A 13,648-nucleotide genomic window follows, 5' to 3' on the forward strand; every position below is an offset into this window, starting at 1 on the left:
TGGGGTCAATGTTCGAGTTCGCCCTCGGCGTGGACGACCTCGCCGCCACCTGGTTCACCTACTCGCCCCTGCAGGAGGCGGTGTTCAGCCTGCGGGCGCGCCGCTACCCGGCGAAGTACGCCTTCCAGGCGCGCTGGATGGAGTCCTGGGAGCCGGAGTTCCGCACCCTGGACGTGCCGCTGCTGGATTCGCTGGTGACGCCCCGGGTCTGGGTGCCGGACTTCCTGACGCCCCGTCCCGTCGTCCGACGCCCTTCGTTCGAGAGCGAGTTGGAGATCCTGGCGCGGACTCCCCCGGCGACGGTGGTGAAGGACTTCCGGGCGGCCTACCGGGGCGACGGGGCGCCGGTGCCGGAGCCGCTGGCGGGGCTGCTGGACGATCCGGCGGAACTGCTGGCGCGCTGCGTCGCGCAGTTGGGCGCGTACTGGGAGCGGTGCCTGCTGCCGCGCTGGTGGGCGCGGGCGCGGACCGTGCTGGAGGCGGATCTCGCCCACCGGGGGCGGATGTTGGCGGAGCGCGGCGCGGAGGGGCTGTTCGCGGACCTGGACCACCGGCTGTCCTGGCACGCGGGCGTGCTGCGGCTGATCGACCCGGACCCGCGGGTGCGGGCGCTGGGCGGCCGGTACACGCCGGTGGCGGGCCGCGGCCTGGTGCTGGCCCCGACGCTCTTCTCGCTGGGGGCGCACACCGTCATCGACGCGGACGAGCCGCCGCTGATCAGCTACCCGGCCCGCGGCAAGGCCCTGATGGGCGAGAGCTCCCCGCCGCCGGTCCCGGGCGCGCTGGCCGAGCTGATCGGCCCGCCGCGCGCCCGGCTCCTCGTCCTGCTCGACCGGCCGGCCTCCACCACCGCCCTGGCCCACCGGCTGGCCGTCACGCCGGGCGCGGTCAGCCGCCACCTGACGGCCCTCGCCACCGCCGGCCTGCTCACCCGCACCCGCGCGGGCCGCACCGTGCTCTACGCCCGCTCCCCGCTGGGCGACGCCCTCCTCAGCGCGGGGTCGTAGGCCCGTCCTGCTCCTCCCACGGCCAGCCGGCGGTCCGGCCGGCCTCCAGCAGCGGCAGGAGGCGGAAGGCCGCGTCGGTGAGGCCGCCGAAGGTGTGGCGGTTCGGCCCGTTGGGGGCGTGGCCGGGCCGGTAGCCGGCCAGGTTCCAGGTGTAGGTGGGGACGTGGGCGGGGACGGCGGCCAGCGCGTCGCCGGGGTGGCTGCCGTACGCCTGCTCGTCGGTGACGATGACGACGCGGTCGTGCCGGTCGTAGTGGCGGCGGACGGCTTCGGCGGTGTTGGTGCCGCCGAGGTTGCCGAAGCGGTCGAGGACCTTGAGGACGGCGTCGCCGCGCCGCAGCGGGACGGGCCGGCTGTCGGTGCCGAACTCGACCAGGTCCGCGTCGGCGGCCCGCAGGGCGAGGGCGGTGCCGAAGACGGCGGCGCTGTCGGCCCGGTTGAGCCGGCTCTCCCCGGCGGCGCGGTCGAACATCGAGCCGGAGCGGTCCACCAGGATCAGTGAACGGCCGGGCAGCGAGGGGACGTTGGCGAGGGAGTGGGCCAGCGCCGTCTCCAGTGCGTGCCCCCAGCGCAGCGACGGTGCGTGCTGGTACGCGGCGAGGTACCGGAACGGGAACTGGCGGGAGCGCCGGACCTCGTCCCGGTCGGAGATCCGCCGGGCGACCTGCTCGGCGGCCTCGTCGGACACCCCGGCCTGGTCGAAGTTGCGCAGGTTGCGCACCAGTGCCATCACGCCCATGGACGGGATGACGGCCTCCCAGGCGGCGGCGTCCAGCGGGCCCTGCAGCCAGCCGGCCAGCGCCTCCCAGGTCAGGCCGGCCTCGGCGAGGCGCTGCGCGCCGTCGGGGCCGGTGACCAGGGCGCGGCGCTCGCCGACCGGGACGGCCATCAGGGCGTGATGCGCCGTCAGCAGGGCGTCGCCGGGCGGCGGGACGGCGGTGTCGGGGTGGTGGCGCCGCTCCAGCGCGTAGCGGAACAGCTCGTTCTGCCACGGCTTGTCGGGGTGCGGCTTCGGGTGGGTGAGTTCCAGGACGTCGCCGAACCGGAAGCCGCGGCCGGCGGTGTCGTACTTGAGCAGCGCCCGGCTGTCGTAGAGCCGGGCGACGGCGTCGGCGACGCCGCGCTTGACGGGCTTGGGCAGCGCCCGCCCGTACCGGGTCGTCCAGTAGCCGAGCATCTCGCCGGGCTCGTCGGGGCGCCGGAGGACGGCGGCGACGGCCTGCCGGGAGTGGCCGGGGAGCCGGGCGTCCAGCCGGGCGCGGGTGAACTCGGCGGCGCCGACCAGCGAGGCGGTGCGCATCGCGGCGCCGTCCCGCAGCCAGCGCAGCAGGCCGAGCGTCCACTCGGGGTCGGTGACGGCGAGGGAGCGCACGAGTGCGGTGTAGCGGTCGTCGCGGGCGCCGCCGTGCTCGTAGAAGGTGTCCTGGCCGACGGTGTTCGAGACGGCCAGCAGGAAGAGTTCGGACTTCTCGTCGCGCAGGTGGCCGGGCCCGCCCTGGTGGTTGACGGTGGGCTGCCCGGTGGTGGCGACGGGCGAGCTCGGACCGGCGGGGGCGGTCTTCGAGCGGCGAAGGTTGAAACGGGCCATGGGAACTCCTCCTGCGGCAGGGCATGCCGAACCGGGGCGTCCGAGAATGCCGGCCGCGGAGGCCGGCCCCGGCGGAGGTGGCTCGGGGCCCCGGCCGTGCCTGCGCACGGCCGTCCGGGGTTCGAACCCGGCGAAGCCCACACCAAAGAAGTAACCCCCGCCTGCGCACCGGACGCCCCGGCACGGTTTCCTCCCGAGATCGAGGTGGCACCGGTGGGATTCTTTGGAGGAAGTAACCGGTGCCTGCGCACCGGGAGGTGGCAGTGATGTCTGAAGTTTGGCGTTCGGAGAACAGGGCGGCGGAGGTGACGGTACGGAAGTTCCTTCAACTGGACTGCCCGGGATCGCTCCCGGCCGGCCCATCCGGAGAAGCAACCCCTGCCTGCGCACCCGAACGGGAGTGACCTTATCGGCCCCGGCCGGCGCCCCGCACGTGCTTTTCCGTCAGTCGAGCAGATCGAGCGCCGGGAGCGTGAGGAATTCGGTGAACTCCTCGCCGAGCGCGACCTGTTCGAACAGGGCGGCGGCCTCCTGCCGGCGCCCGGGGGCCTGCCCGGGCAGGGCGGCGAGTTCCTCGGCGACCAGGCGGCGCACCTGGTCGGCCGTCACCCGCTCCCCGGTGTCGGCGAGTCGGACGCCGTTGTGGATCCACTGCCAGATCTGCGAGCGGGAGATCTCGGCGGTGGCGGTGTCCTCCATCAGGTGGAAGAGGGCGACGGCGCCGGTGCCGCGCAGCCACGCCTCCAGGTAGCGGATGCCGACCTGCACGGCGTTGCGCAGACCGGCGGAGGTGCAACTGCCGCCGGCCCCGGCCACGTCCAGCAGGTCGGCGGCGGTCACCGGCTCCGCCGGGCCCGGGTTGTCCTTCTGGTGCGGCCGGTCGCCGAGCACCGCGTCGAAGCAGGCGCGGGCGACCGGCACCAGGTCGGGGTGGGCGACCCAGGAGCCGTCGAAGCCGCCGCCGGCCTCGCGCTCCTTGTCGGCCCGGACCTTCGCCAGCGCCGCCGCGTTGACCTCCGGGTCCGTGCGGGAGGGGATGAACGCGGACATCCCGCCGATCGCGTGCGCGCCGCGGCGGTGGCAGGTCCGCACCAGCAGCCGGGTGTAGGCGGCCATGAACGGGGACGCCATGGTGACGGCGTTGCGGTCCGGCAGCACGAAGGCGGGGCCCGCGTCCCGGAAGTTCTTCACGATCGAGAACAGGTAGTCCCACCGACCCGCGTTCAACCCTGCGGCGTGGTCCCGCAGTTCGTACAGGATCTCGTCCATCTCGAACGCGGCGGTGACGGTCTCGATCAGCACGGTGGCGCGGATCGTGCCGTGCGGGATGCCGAGTTCGGCCTGCGCGTGGGTGAAGACCTCGTTCCAGAGCCGGGCCTCCGGGTGGCTCTCGGTCTTCGGCAGGTAGAAGTAGGGGCCGGAGTTGGGGTCCTGCGGGTCCCGGGCGGCCCTGGCGAGCAGCCGGGCGGCGTTGTGGAAGAAGTACAGGCCGAAGTCGACGAACGCGCCGGCCACCGGTTCGCCGTCCACGGTCAGGTGTCGCTCGTCCAGGTGCCAGCCGCGCGGGCGCACCACGACGGTCGCCAACTCCCGGGCGGGCTTGAGGGCGTAGGCCTTGCCCCGGTCGTCGGTGAAGTCGATCCGGCCCTCGAACGCGTCGATCAGGTTGAGCTGTCCGGTGACCACGTTGTGCCAGGTGGGGGCGGAGGCGTCCTCGAAGTCGGCGAGCCACACCCGGGCGCCGGAGTTCAGCGCGTTGACCGTCGTCTTCCGGTCGGTGGGGCCGGTGATCTCCACCCGGCGGTCCGTCAGGGCGGGCGGGGCGGGCGCCACCTGCCACTCCGCGGCCCGGACGGACGCCGTCTCCGGCCGGAAGTCCAGCGTGCCGGTGCGGGCGATCCCGTCCCGGCGCGCCCGGCGGGCCGTCAGCAACTCCCGCCGCCGGCCGTCGAAGGCGCGGTGCAGGCCCGCGACGAACGCCAGCGCCTGCGGGGTGAGCACCTCCTCGGCGCGCTGCACCGGCGGGCCGGCGACCACGACGCCCGGAACGGCGGAACCCTGCTCTGCGGCCATGGGCGGCACTCTCCTCGGGCTGCTCCATTCTGTAGAGTGGAGATTAGTTTCCGCGATACAGAATTTCAACGGTCTGTTGACGGATCGCGCCCCCGCACCCCCTCGAAGGAACCGTCCCGTGAGCAGCACCCCCACCGAGCGCCCGGCCGGCTCGGTGCAGTCCGTCGAACGCGCCTTCCACCTCCTGGAGGCCCTCGCCGACGCCGGCGGCATCGCCACCCTGAGCGAGCTGTCCGCCGTCTCCGGCCTGCCGATGCCGACCATCCACCGGCTGGTCCGCACCCTGGTCGCCCAGGGGTACGTCCGGCAGGACTCCGCCCGCCGCTACACCCTCGGCCCGCGCCTGATCCGCCTCGGCGAGACCGCCGGCCGCCTGCTCGGCTCCTGGGCCCGGCCGTACCTCGCCGAACTCATGGAGGCCACCGGCGAGACCGCGAACCTGGCCGTCCTGGAAGGCTGCGAGGTGGTCTACGTCGGCCAGGTCCAGAGCCGGCGCTCGATGCGGATGTTCACCGAGGTCGGCCGCCGCGCCCAGCCGCACTGCACCGGCGTCGGCAAGGCCCTGCTGGCCCAGCTCCCCGAGGACGAGGCCCGCGCGCTGCTCGGCCCCGGCCCGCTGCAGGCCCACACCCCGCACACCGTCACCGACCCCGCCGCGCTGCTCGCCCACCTGGCGGCGGCCCGGGAGACCGGCTACGTCGTCGACGACCAGGAGCAGGAGATCGGCGTCCGCTGCCTGGCCGTGGCCGTCCCCGGCGCCCCCACCCCCACCGCGCTCTCCGTCTCCGGCCCCGAGGCCCGCATCCACGCCCTGGAGGCCCAGTCCGGCCCGGCGGGCCTGGTGCCCCTCATGCAGGCCGTCGCCGCCCGCCTCGGCGGGGTGCTCTGAACGCCGGGCCCGGACGGCCGCTCAGACCAGGCCCGACTCGTAGGCGGCGATGACCAGTTGGGCCCGGTCGCGGGCCCCGAGCTTGGCCAGCAGCCGCCCGATGTGGGTCTTCACCGTGCCGGCGCTCAGCTGGAGGTGCTCCCCCAGCTCGGCGTTCGACAGCCCGCGGGCCACCAGCACCAGCACCTCCCGCTCCCGGGGCGTCAACCGCTCCGGGCCGCCGGCCGGGCGGTGGCCCGGCAGGCGGGCGAACTCGGCGATCAGCCGGCGGGTCACCGACGGCGCCAGCAGCGCGTCCCCCGCCGCGACGGTGCGGATGCCCTCCAGCAGCGTCGCCGGGGCGGCGTCCTTGAGCAGGAACCCGGCCGCCCCGGCCCGCAGCGCCCCGTACACGTACTCGTCCAGGTCGAAGGTGGTCAGCACCAGCACCCGGGGGCCCGCCGTTCCCGGGGTGCCGGTGATCCGCCGGGTCGCCCCGATGCCGTCCAGCACGGGCATCCGAATGTCCATCAGCACCACGTCCGGGCGCAGGCGTTCGGCGGCGGCCACCGCCTCCTCGCCGTCGCCGGCCTCGCCGACCACCTCCAGCCCGGGCGCCGTGTCGATCAGCAGCCCGAAGCTGCCGCGCAGCAGCGGCTGGTCGTCGGCCACCAGCACCCGCACCGGATCCGTCATGTCCCGTCCCCCGCCCCGTCCGTCGCCGCGTCGGCCGCCCGGCCCGCCGCCCGCTCCACCGGCAGGTGCGCGGACACCGTGAACCCGCCGTCCGGGCGGGGCCCGGCGGCGAGCGTCCCGCCGTACATCATCGCCCGCTCGCGCATCCCGGCCAGCCCGTGGCCGCCGCCCGGCACCCGCCGGGCGGCCGGCCGGCCCGCGCCGTCGTCCGCCACCTCGACCCGGATCCCGCCCGGCTCCCGACGCACCGTCAGCTCGCAGCGGGTGCCCGGGCCGGCGTGGCGGAGCACGTTGGTCAGCGCCTCCTGGACGATCCGGTGCACGGCCAGCGCGACCCCGGCGGGCGGCGCGAGCCCCGGCTGCACCGCGCTCGACACCCGCAGCCCGGCGTCGCGCGCCCGCCGCACCAGCAGCGGCAGCCCGTCCAGTCCCGGCGCCGGGGCGTCCGCCGCGCCCTCCTCGCGGAGCACGCCCAGCGCCCGGCGCATCTCGGTCAGCGCCTCCCGGCCGGTCCGCTCGATCTCCCGGACGGCCGCCCGGAGTTCCGCCGGGCGGACCTCCGCGACGTGGTCGGCGACCGCCGCCCTGACCACGATCACGCTCAGGCTGTGCGACACGATGTCGTGCAACTCCCGGGCGATCCGCAGCCGTTCCTCCACCAGCGCGGCCCGCTCCAGGCTCCGCGCCCGCACCGCCGCCCGCTCCCGGCCGGCCCGCACCGCCCGGCCCGCCGCCCACGCCGCACCCAGCACCCCCGCCGTCGCCGCCGCCGTCCCGGCCGCCTCGGCGATGCTCCCCGACGGCGTCACCACGCCCTCGCCGAGCAGCACCGCGGCCGACGCCACCGCGACCGCCGCCGCCAGCGCCCCGGCCGCCCGCCGGGCCGACTCGCGCACCGCCACCGGGTACCCGGCCAGGGCGGCCGCCAGGAACGGGTCCCTGGTCACGTCGAGCAGCGTCGCCGCCGCCGTCGCGGCCAGCACCACGGCCAGCACCGGCAGCGGCCACCGCCGGCGCACCGCCAGCGGGCCGCCCACGCCGAGCGCCAGCAGCACCGCCAGCCAGGCCGGCCCGGTGAACCCGGGCTGCCCGTCGTCGGCCGGCCCGACCGCCAGGCCCCAGTAGGCGGCGGTCGTCACGGCCGCGACGACCGCGTCGACCGCCCACAGGTGCAGACCGGCCGGCCGCTCCGCGCCGGTCATCCGAGCTGCCCGAACAGCACCATCGCCCCCGCCGCCGTCGCCACCAGCAGGACCCGCCCCGCCACGGTCCGCCCCGCCGGCCGCGGGCCCTCGCGCCACGCCGCCGCCCCCAGCGGCACCAGTGCGAGGCACAGGCCCGCCGCCGCGGCCACCGATCCCACCGTCGTCCCCTTCAGCACACCCAGCGGCATCGCCGCCCCCGCCGCCAGCGCCACCGCCCGCACCGCCCCCAACACCCCTGCCCGCCAAGCCCCGTACGCCAGCACCAGCCACCCGCCCATGATCGCCGCATTCAGCGCGCCGAACACGTGGAACGCCCCGTACGCCTCCCCCACCACCGCGCTCGCCTCCGCCGCCCCGCGCTGCGCCGCCAGTTGGAACGCCAAGTGGTCCACACCCGCGTGGAACGCCCGCGCGCACAGCCCGAGCACCGCCAACGTCCCGCCCCACCAGGCCAGTTCGCTCCGCCGAACGGCGATCCGCCCGGCCAGCAGCGCCACCCCCGGCAGCAGCAGCGTCCACCCGGCCGCGACCAGCCCGTACGAGACGGCGATCAGCCGCCGGTGCTCCTGGTACGCCGTCAACTGCGCCGGGAAGAAGAAGTCGAACCGCCACCTCGCCAACACCCCCGCCAGCACCAGCACCGGCCCCGCCACCAGCGACCCCGCACCGACCCAACGCCCGGGAAAACCCGTCCACCTGCTCTGCCTCTCGACCATGCCCCCACCCTGCCGCCCGCACCCGCGGGGCGTCGTCGGAGCCCGGTCCGGACCTCGGTGTCGGACCTGGGTCCGACGCCGAGGTCCGAGAGCCCGGACGGCAGTCGGGTCGGAGCCCGTGTCCGCGGAGCCGTCGGTCAGCTCGGCGATCGCCGCCAGCAGCGGGGCGCAGTGCCGGTGGTGCAACTCGTGCACGCGGGCCACGCATTCGGCCGGCAGGTCGGCCCGCATCAGGGCCTTGGCGGGGCGGTGGGTGCCGCAGGCGGCGATGCGCAGTTCGGTGCGGACGAAGGCGTCGATGCGGTCGGCGGGTGCGCCGACCTCGGCGAGGGCCTGCGCGGTGGCGGCGTCGGCGGCCGTGAAGGACTCCTCGACGAGGGCGGCGAGCAGCGCGGCGGCGGACGGGAAGTACTGGTGGAAGCTGGACCGGGCGAGGCCCGTGCGGGCGCCGACCGCGGCCGGGGTGACCGCGGCGGCGCCCTGTTCGACGAGGACGTCGACGGCGGCCTGGATCAGCGCGGCGCGTTGCTGGGCGCCGACACATCTGTCGGTAAGAGCGAACAGCCGCAGGCCGCGCAGGGGCACCGCCGCCCCACCCACCGTTACCCGGCTTACTGCTCCGGCGTGTCGGCCTTCGCCAGCGCCTCGACGGCCTTCTCCTCGGCGCCGGCCCGGCGGTACGCCACCGCCGCCTCCTCCCGCAGCGCCCGGACCTCGGCGGCCGGCCGGCCCGCGGCGAGCAGCGTGCCGGCCAGCTCGTCGCATGCCCAGCCCAGCCGGTACTGGTCGTCCAGCTCCTGGAACAGCGCGACCGCCCGGTGGCCGGCCTCCACCGCCTGTTCCAGGTCGCCGGCGCTGCGCAGGACACCACCGAGGTTGTGCCAGCCGCTGGCCTCGCCCTGCTTGTCGCCCAGCGCCCGGTGACCCGCCAGGGAGGCGCGCTGGGCCTGCTCGGCCTGCTCCAACCGCCCGAGGTCCCCCAGGACGAGACCCAGGTTGCCCAGACAGGATGCGATCTGCTGTTCCCCCAGCGCCCGGAAGCCCGCAAGAGCCGCACTGTGGGCCTGCTCCGCCTCCTCCAACCGCCCCACGTCCCGCAGCACGATGCCGAGGTTGTCCATGACCCTGGCTTCGTTCCATCTGTCGCCCAGGTCCCGATAGCCGGCCAGCGAAGCGCGCTGGGCCTGCTCGGCCTCCTCCAACCGCCCCAACTCCCGGAGCACGAAGCCCAGGTTGTCCCAGGCATAGGCTTCTCGCGACCGGTCCTCGATGTCCTGCGCGGAGGAAAGGGCGGCCTCCGCCACGGTCAGGCCCTCCTCCAGACGGCGACGCATGCCGAGGTAGGACGTGAGGGAGGACGCGATGCGCAGGACGAATTGGTGGAACCCCGTCCTGTGGGCGGCGTGGACGGCGGCGACGAGGTTGGCGTGTTCGGCGTCCACAGCTGCCAGCGCGTGCGCCCAACCCGTGTACTGCCGAGCCCGGTCCTTCGCGTTGCTCCCCGGAGCCAGGTGCGCCCACGCCGCTTCCACCATCCGGCTGTAGTACTGAAGCAGCCGCTGGAATGCGAGCGCCGAGCTTCCCGCATTCTCCCGCGCCAGCTCGTCCGCGTACGCCCGCACCAGGTCGTGCATCCGCCAGCGGCGGGTCTCCGGGTCCTGGCGGATCAGGCTGGCCCGCGACAGTGCGACGAGGCGGAGGCGGACGTCCTTCAGTTTGGCGATGCCGGTGGCCGCTGCGGCCGCTTCGAGCGACAGGTCGGGGCCCGGGTTGACCGCCAGCAGGCGGAACACCTCGGCATGGGTCGGCGCGAGCCGCCGGTACGACCGCTGCAGGACGCTCCGGACGGCTCTCGGGCCGTCCTCCAGCAGGTCGAGCCGCTCCGTCAGGGCCTCCAGTTCCTCGGCGAGCCGGGTCGGCGTGAGGCTCCGGTCCGCGGCCAGCTGCGCGGCGGCGATCTGCAGCGCCAGCGGCAGGTGCCCGCACAGTTCGGCGATGCGGGCCGCCCCGGCCGGGTCGGCATGGATCCGCGGGTCCTGGGGGAACGTCAGGCGCAACGCGGTGTCGAGGAGTTCGACGGCGTGCCCGGGGGTGAGGACGTCGAGGTCGACGAGGCGGGCGCCGAGGGCTGTGGCGAAGTCGTCCCGGGAGGTGACCAGCAGGCGGTGCGGGCCGTCCGGCGGGATCAGGTGGTGGACCTGGTCGACCGTCGAGGCGTTGTCGGCGAGCACCAGGACGCGTTCGTCGGCCCGGGCGCGGGCGTCGAGTTGGGCGCAGTACAGCGCGGCGCGCTGGTCGGTGTCGGGCGGGATCTGCTCGGGGGCGGTGCCGAGGGCGCGCAGGGCGGTGTCGAGGGCCTGGCCGCCGTCGAGGCAGCTGTCGTCGTAGCCGTGCAGGTCGAGGAAGAGCACGCCGGTGAACAGGCCGCGCTGGACGGCGAGATGGCCGGCCGCGAGGCCGAGCGTCGTCTTGCCCATGCCGCCCATGCCGAGGACGGACGCGACCACCACGGCGTGCTCACTGTCGGAGGTCGGGTCGAGCATCTCCAACAGGGCGTCGAGGTCCGCGTCCCGTCCGGTGAATCCCGGCGGGACGCGCTTGAGCGGGGCGAGCGGCGCGGGCCCGTCGAACGCGGCCCCGGGTCCGTGTTCGAGTTCCTCCAGCCGTTCCACCAGCTCGTTGTGCAGCCTCCGCCAGTGCGCGAGGTCTCCGAGCGGGGCCTCCAGCGGGAAGCCCTTCCGGTCGGTGTGGTGCTTGCAGCCGGTGACGAACGCGCGGACGGCATCCCACTGCGGCAGCCGGAACACACCGCGCTTGCCCTTCAGCAGTTCGCTGATCCCGCTGGTGGTGAGGCCGCCCCCGGACGCGGCGACCAGTTGCGGGCCGTTGGGGTTCCCGGAGCGTGCCTGGAGCCGGGCCAGGTCCCGGGCGAACTGCGCCAGAACCTGCTGCGCCTGCGCGCTCTCCACTCGTGCCAACGAGGCCCCCTCGTCCACTCCGGCGGCATCCGCCGCGGTCCGCCCCCGTCCGCCGGACCGAGCCCCACCCTAGCGCTCACCTGCGCGGATGCGAGGCCGTTTCCGGGACGGTCCGGATGCGTCCGCGGATCCGCCAACTGCGGTGGCTGCCAGGGATCGTGGTGCTCGCGCCGGCCGGCCGACCCACCGTCACCACGACCCTCCGGGGAGGAACCCGATGTCCCGCAAGCACCGCACCACCGCCACCGCCACCGCCACGAAGGCCGACCCGGCCGACCGGCAGCTCAAGGCCCAGCTCGCCCGCGGCACCGCCACCGGCGTCGCCCGCGCCGTCACCGCCTGGATCCTCGACCGGATCGGCGAGTTCCTCAACTGATCAGCGCCTCGTACGGGGTGCCCTCCGGGGTGAAGATCAGGACGTAGTCCCGGCCCGGGCCGGTGGCGGTCTGCCGGAGGCGGGCGAGTGCCTCGGCGGGGGTCGGCAGGGTGAGGCCGAGGAGTGCGGCGACGGCGTCGCGGGTGGTGTACAGGTCCGGGTCGTCCGCCAGGTACTCGGCCGCCCGGGCGTCGCTCTCCTCCGCGGTGAAGCCGGGGCAGTCGCGCCACCAGGGCGCGGTCAGCAGCAGCCGCAGCAGGTCGGGGAGGCCGAGGGCCAGGAGCGCCGCGCTGCCCTCGGAGTCGGCGTAGAGGACGGGGCGTTCCTCGCCGCCGTCGCCGCAGAAGAAGAAGGTGCCGCCCGCACCGTCGCCGGCGAACGCCTCCAGCGCGAGGCCGGAGGCCAGTTGGACGGGCTCGCCGTGGTCCGCGCCGAGGAGGTCGAAGTCGCCGGGCCAGGACAGGAATTCGGCAACGGCGGCGTGGTCGCGGACGGCGGCGAGCAGCGAGGTCGGCATGCGCGGCACTGTACTGCCGGCGGCCGACAGCGGGCGGTCGGCGTCAGGCCAGCCAGGCCGTCACCTGCGAGACGGCCGCGCCGGACCACGCCAGTTCCATGTGGTTCAGGCCGGTGAGCAGCGCGGTGCCGCCGACCGTCCTGATGCCGGTGGTGTCGAGGGCGCTGGCGGTGAGGACCAGGCCGTCGCTGGCGCCGCGGTTCTCGTTGAGGATGCCCGGGATGTCGGCGGAGCCGCCGGCCAGCAGGTAGGTGGGCACGGCCGCGGGGGTGCCCGCCTGCTGGAGGGGCTTGATCAGCGAGCCGGCGTCGATCGCGGCCTGGATGCCCTGGCCGGAGGTGTAGAGGCCCTGGCCGCCGTAGTAGGTGGTCCACCAGTCCTGCATGCTGCCGTCGACGCCGTAGGGGCCGTCCCAGCGGGCCAGCAGCTGGCGCTGTCCGGGGAAGCAGTCGTAGCCGCCGGTGGGCAGCACGCCCAGGCAGGGCTGCGCGGTGTAGGTGCCGTAGCAGGTCATGTACAGGTGCGGGGACGGCGCGTTGGCGGTGCCGCCGCAGGCCGGCCAGGTGGCGAGCGAGAACGCCCAGCCGTGCGCGTAGGTGTAGTCGAGGCCGCCGTTGGGGCCGCCGAGCGTGACCAGTCGGCGGACGTCGCCGGCGTAGGCGCGTCCCCAACTCGGCTTCACGGACGAGACGTAGGACCGGGCCGCGACCTCGCCCTTGCTCCAGGCGACGACGTCGACCTGGGCCGCGCCGGTGCGGGCCTTGATCAGCGCGACGGCGTCGCCGACGGTCTGGGCCTGCATCAGGTTGTCGCCCTGCTTGTGCGCGAATCCGATCGCGAACACCCGGTGGCCGGCGGCGGCCAGCGCCTGTGCCATGCCGGTGCCCGGGCAGCCGGACGCGCCGCAGTTGCCGGTCTCGCCGGGGTTCGCCCAGGCCCGGTCGGCGTTGTCGTTGGCGCCGTGGACCAGCAGGACGGGCGTCCCGGCGGCGGTGTTCCAGCCCTGCGCGCTGTACAGCAGGAACCGGCCGGAGAACGGGCGCTTCACGCCGCCGAAGTAGGTGACCCGCGCGCCGTCCTGGTCGCCGCGCCCGTCGGACGGGTACTGCTCCTGGGTGAACCCGGACGTGCTGTCCAGGTAGCGCTCGACCTGCGCCCAGCCGTTGCCGGGCGAGGCGAACACCGCCTCCCGGGCGAGGTACCCGGGAACGGCGGTGACGGCGGCGGCCTGCTGCGCGGGGGCGAGGCCGAGCGCGAGCAGCGCTCCGGCCAGCAGGGTGGTGAGCACGGACCTGAGCGGGTGGCGCACCTGGTCCTCCTTCGGCTGACGAGGGGCCGCCGCCGCGGCGCACCCGGGGGCGCGGGCCGGGCGGCGGTCCGACTGTGGGTCAGGTCACGTTAGGGGCGGCGGGCCCGGCCACCCATGTGTCAGGACCACAGGGCGCGGCCCCGGCCGGTGTCGGTGCGCCACAAGCACCCCGACGGCACCCCTTGTCGGTGCGCCGGCAGCCCACGCCGGCACCCACCCTGTCGGTGGCACCACCGGCCCGCGACGGCACTTCCTGTCGGTGCTCCACCGGCCGGCGGCGGTACACCGCGCGTCGCGCGGGTTCTCCGGCGGCGA

The 13,648-nt window shown here is 75.4% G+C and carries 11 protein-coding genes; 3 read left to right on the forward strand and 8 right to left on the reverse strand.

Annotated elements, in window-relative coordinates; genetic code table 11:
* Positions 1-8: 8 nt before the first annotated feature.
* Positions 9-1,007, forward strand: a complete 999-nt coding sequence (locus tag ACFV1L_RS11355; protein WP_380364997.1) for an ArsR/SmtB family transcription factor — start codon at positions 9-11, stop codon at positions 1,005-1,007.
* Here ACFV1L_RS11355 and ACFV1L_RS11360 read toward each other — a convergent pair.
* Together ACFV1L_RS11360 and aceB are read right to left on the reverse strand one after the other, a co-directional pair.
* Positions 991-2,595, reverse strand: a complete 1,605-nt coding sequence (locus ACFV1L_RS11360) for a TROVE domain-containing protein (RefSeq protein ID WP_380364998.1) — start codon at positions 2,593-2,595, stop codon at positions 991-993. The genes ACFV1L_RS11355 and ACFV1L_RS11360 overlap by 17 nt on opposite strands.
* Before the next feature lie 444 nt (positions 2,596-3,039).
* Positions 3,040-4,668: a malate synthase A gene (aceB, locus tag ACFV1L_RS11365; protein WP_380364999.1), complete on the reverse strand. Its 1,629-nt coding sequence runs from the start codon at positions 4,666-4,668 to the stop codon at positions 3,040-3,042.
* Positions 4,669-4,786: 118 nt separating this feature from the next.
* Between aceB and ACFV1L_RS11370 the strand changes: the two genes are divergently transcribed.
* Positions 4,787-5,557 (forward strand): IclR family transcriptional regulator, encoded by a 771-nt coding sequence (locus tag ACFV1L_RS11370; protein ID WP_380365000.1) that lies wholly within the window; start codon positions 4,787-4,789, stop codon positions 5,555-5,557.
* A 21-nt stretch (positions 5,558-5,578) separates the two neighbouring features.
* Here ACFV1L_RS11370 and ACFV1L_RS11375 read toward each other — a convergent pair whose 3' ends face one another.
* Genes ACFV1L_RS11375 through ACFV1L_RS11390 form a run of 4 tightly spaced genes read right to left on the reverse strand, consistent with a single transcriptional unit; the run spans position 5,579 to position 11,122 of the window.
* Complete coding sequence (locus tag ACFV1L_RS11375; protein ID WP_380365001.1) at positions 5,579-6,232, reverse strand: response regulator; 654 nt, start codon at positions 6,230-6,232, stop codon at positions 5,579-5,581.
* Complete coding sequence (locus ACFV1L_RS11380; protein ID WP_380365002.1) at positions 6,229-7,434, reverse strand: sensor histidine kinase; 1,206 nt, start codon at positions 7,432-7,434, stop codon at positions 6,229-6,231. The genes ACFV1L_RS11375 and ACFV1L_RS11380 overlap by 4 nt, the downstream gene beginning before the upstream one ends.
* Positions 7,431-8,738: a TetR/AcrR family transcriptional regulator gene (locus ACFV1L_RS11385; protein ID WP_380365003.1), complete on the reverse strand. Its 1,308-nt coding sequence runs from the start codon at positions 8,736-8,738 to the stop codon at positions 7,431-7,433. Before ACFV1L_RS11385 ends, ACFV1L_RS11380 begins: the two co-directional genes overlap by 4 nt.
* A 26-nt stretch (positions 8,739-8,764) precedes the next feature.
* Entirely contained in the window at positions 8,765-11,122 is a 2,358-nt protein-coding gene (locus tag ACFV1L_RS11390; RefSeq protein WP_380365031.1) for a tetratricopeptide repeat protein, read from the reverse strand.
* Between the two features lie 226 nt (positions 11,123-11,348).
* Here ACFV1L_RS11390 and ACFV1L_RS11395 point away from each other — a divergent pair, with 226 nt between their 5' ends.
* On the forward strand, positions 11,349-11,507 hold the full coding sequence (locus tag ACFV1L_RS11395) for a hypothetical protein (RefSeq protein ID WP_380365004.1): 159 nt from the start codon (positions 11,349-11,351) through the stop codon (positions 11,505-11,507).
* Here ACFV1L_RS11395 and ACFV1L_RS11400 read toward each other — a convergent pair.
* Both ACFV1L_RS11400 and ACFV1L_RS11405 read right to left on the reverse strand, forming a co-directional pair.
* Positions 11,500-12,024, reverse strand: coding sequence for a hypothetical protein (locus ACFV1L_RS11400; RefSeq protein WP_380365005.1), 525 nt, complete (start codon positions 12,022-12,024; stop codon positions 11,500-11,502). The two genes, ACFV1L_RS11395 and ACFV1L_RS11400, sit on opposite strands and share 8 nt — an antisense overlap.
* Before the next feature lie 43 nt (positions 12,025-12,067).
* Positions 12,068-13,333 carry an esterase/lipase family protein gene (locus ACFV1L_RS11405; RefSeq protein WP_380365006.1) on the reverse strand — a complete coding sequence of 422 codons (1,266 nt, stop codon included), beginning with the start codon at positions 13,331-13,333 and terminating at the stop codon, positions 12,068-12,070.
* Positions 13,334-13,648 lie beyond the last annotated feature (315 nt).

It is taken from the genome of Kitasatospora sp. NPDC059646, from assembly GCF_042734615.1.
GTDB lineage: Bacteria > Actinomycetota > Actinomycetes > Streptomycetales > Streptomycetaceae > Kitasatospora.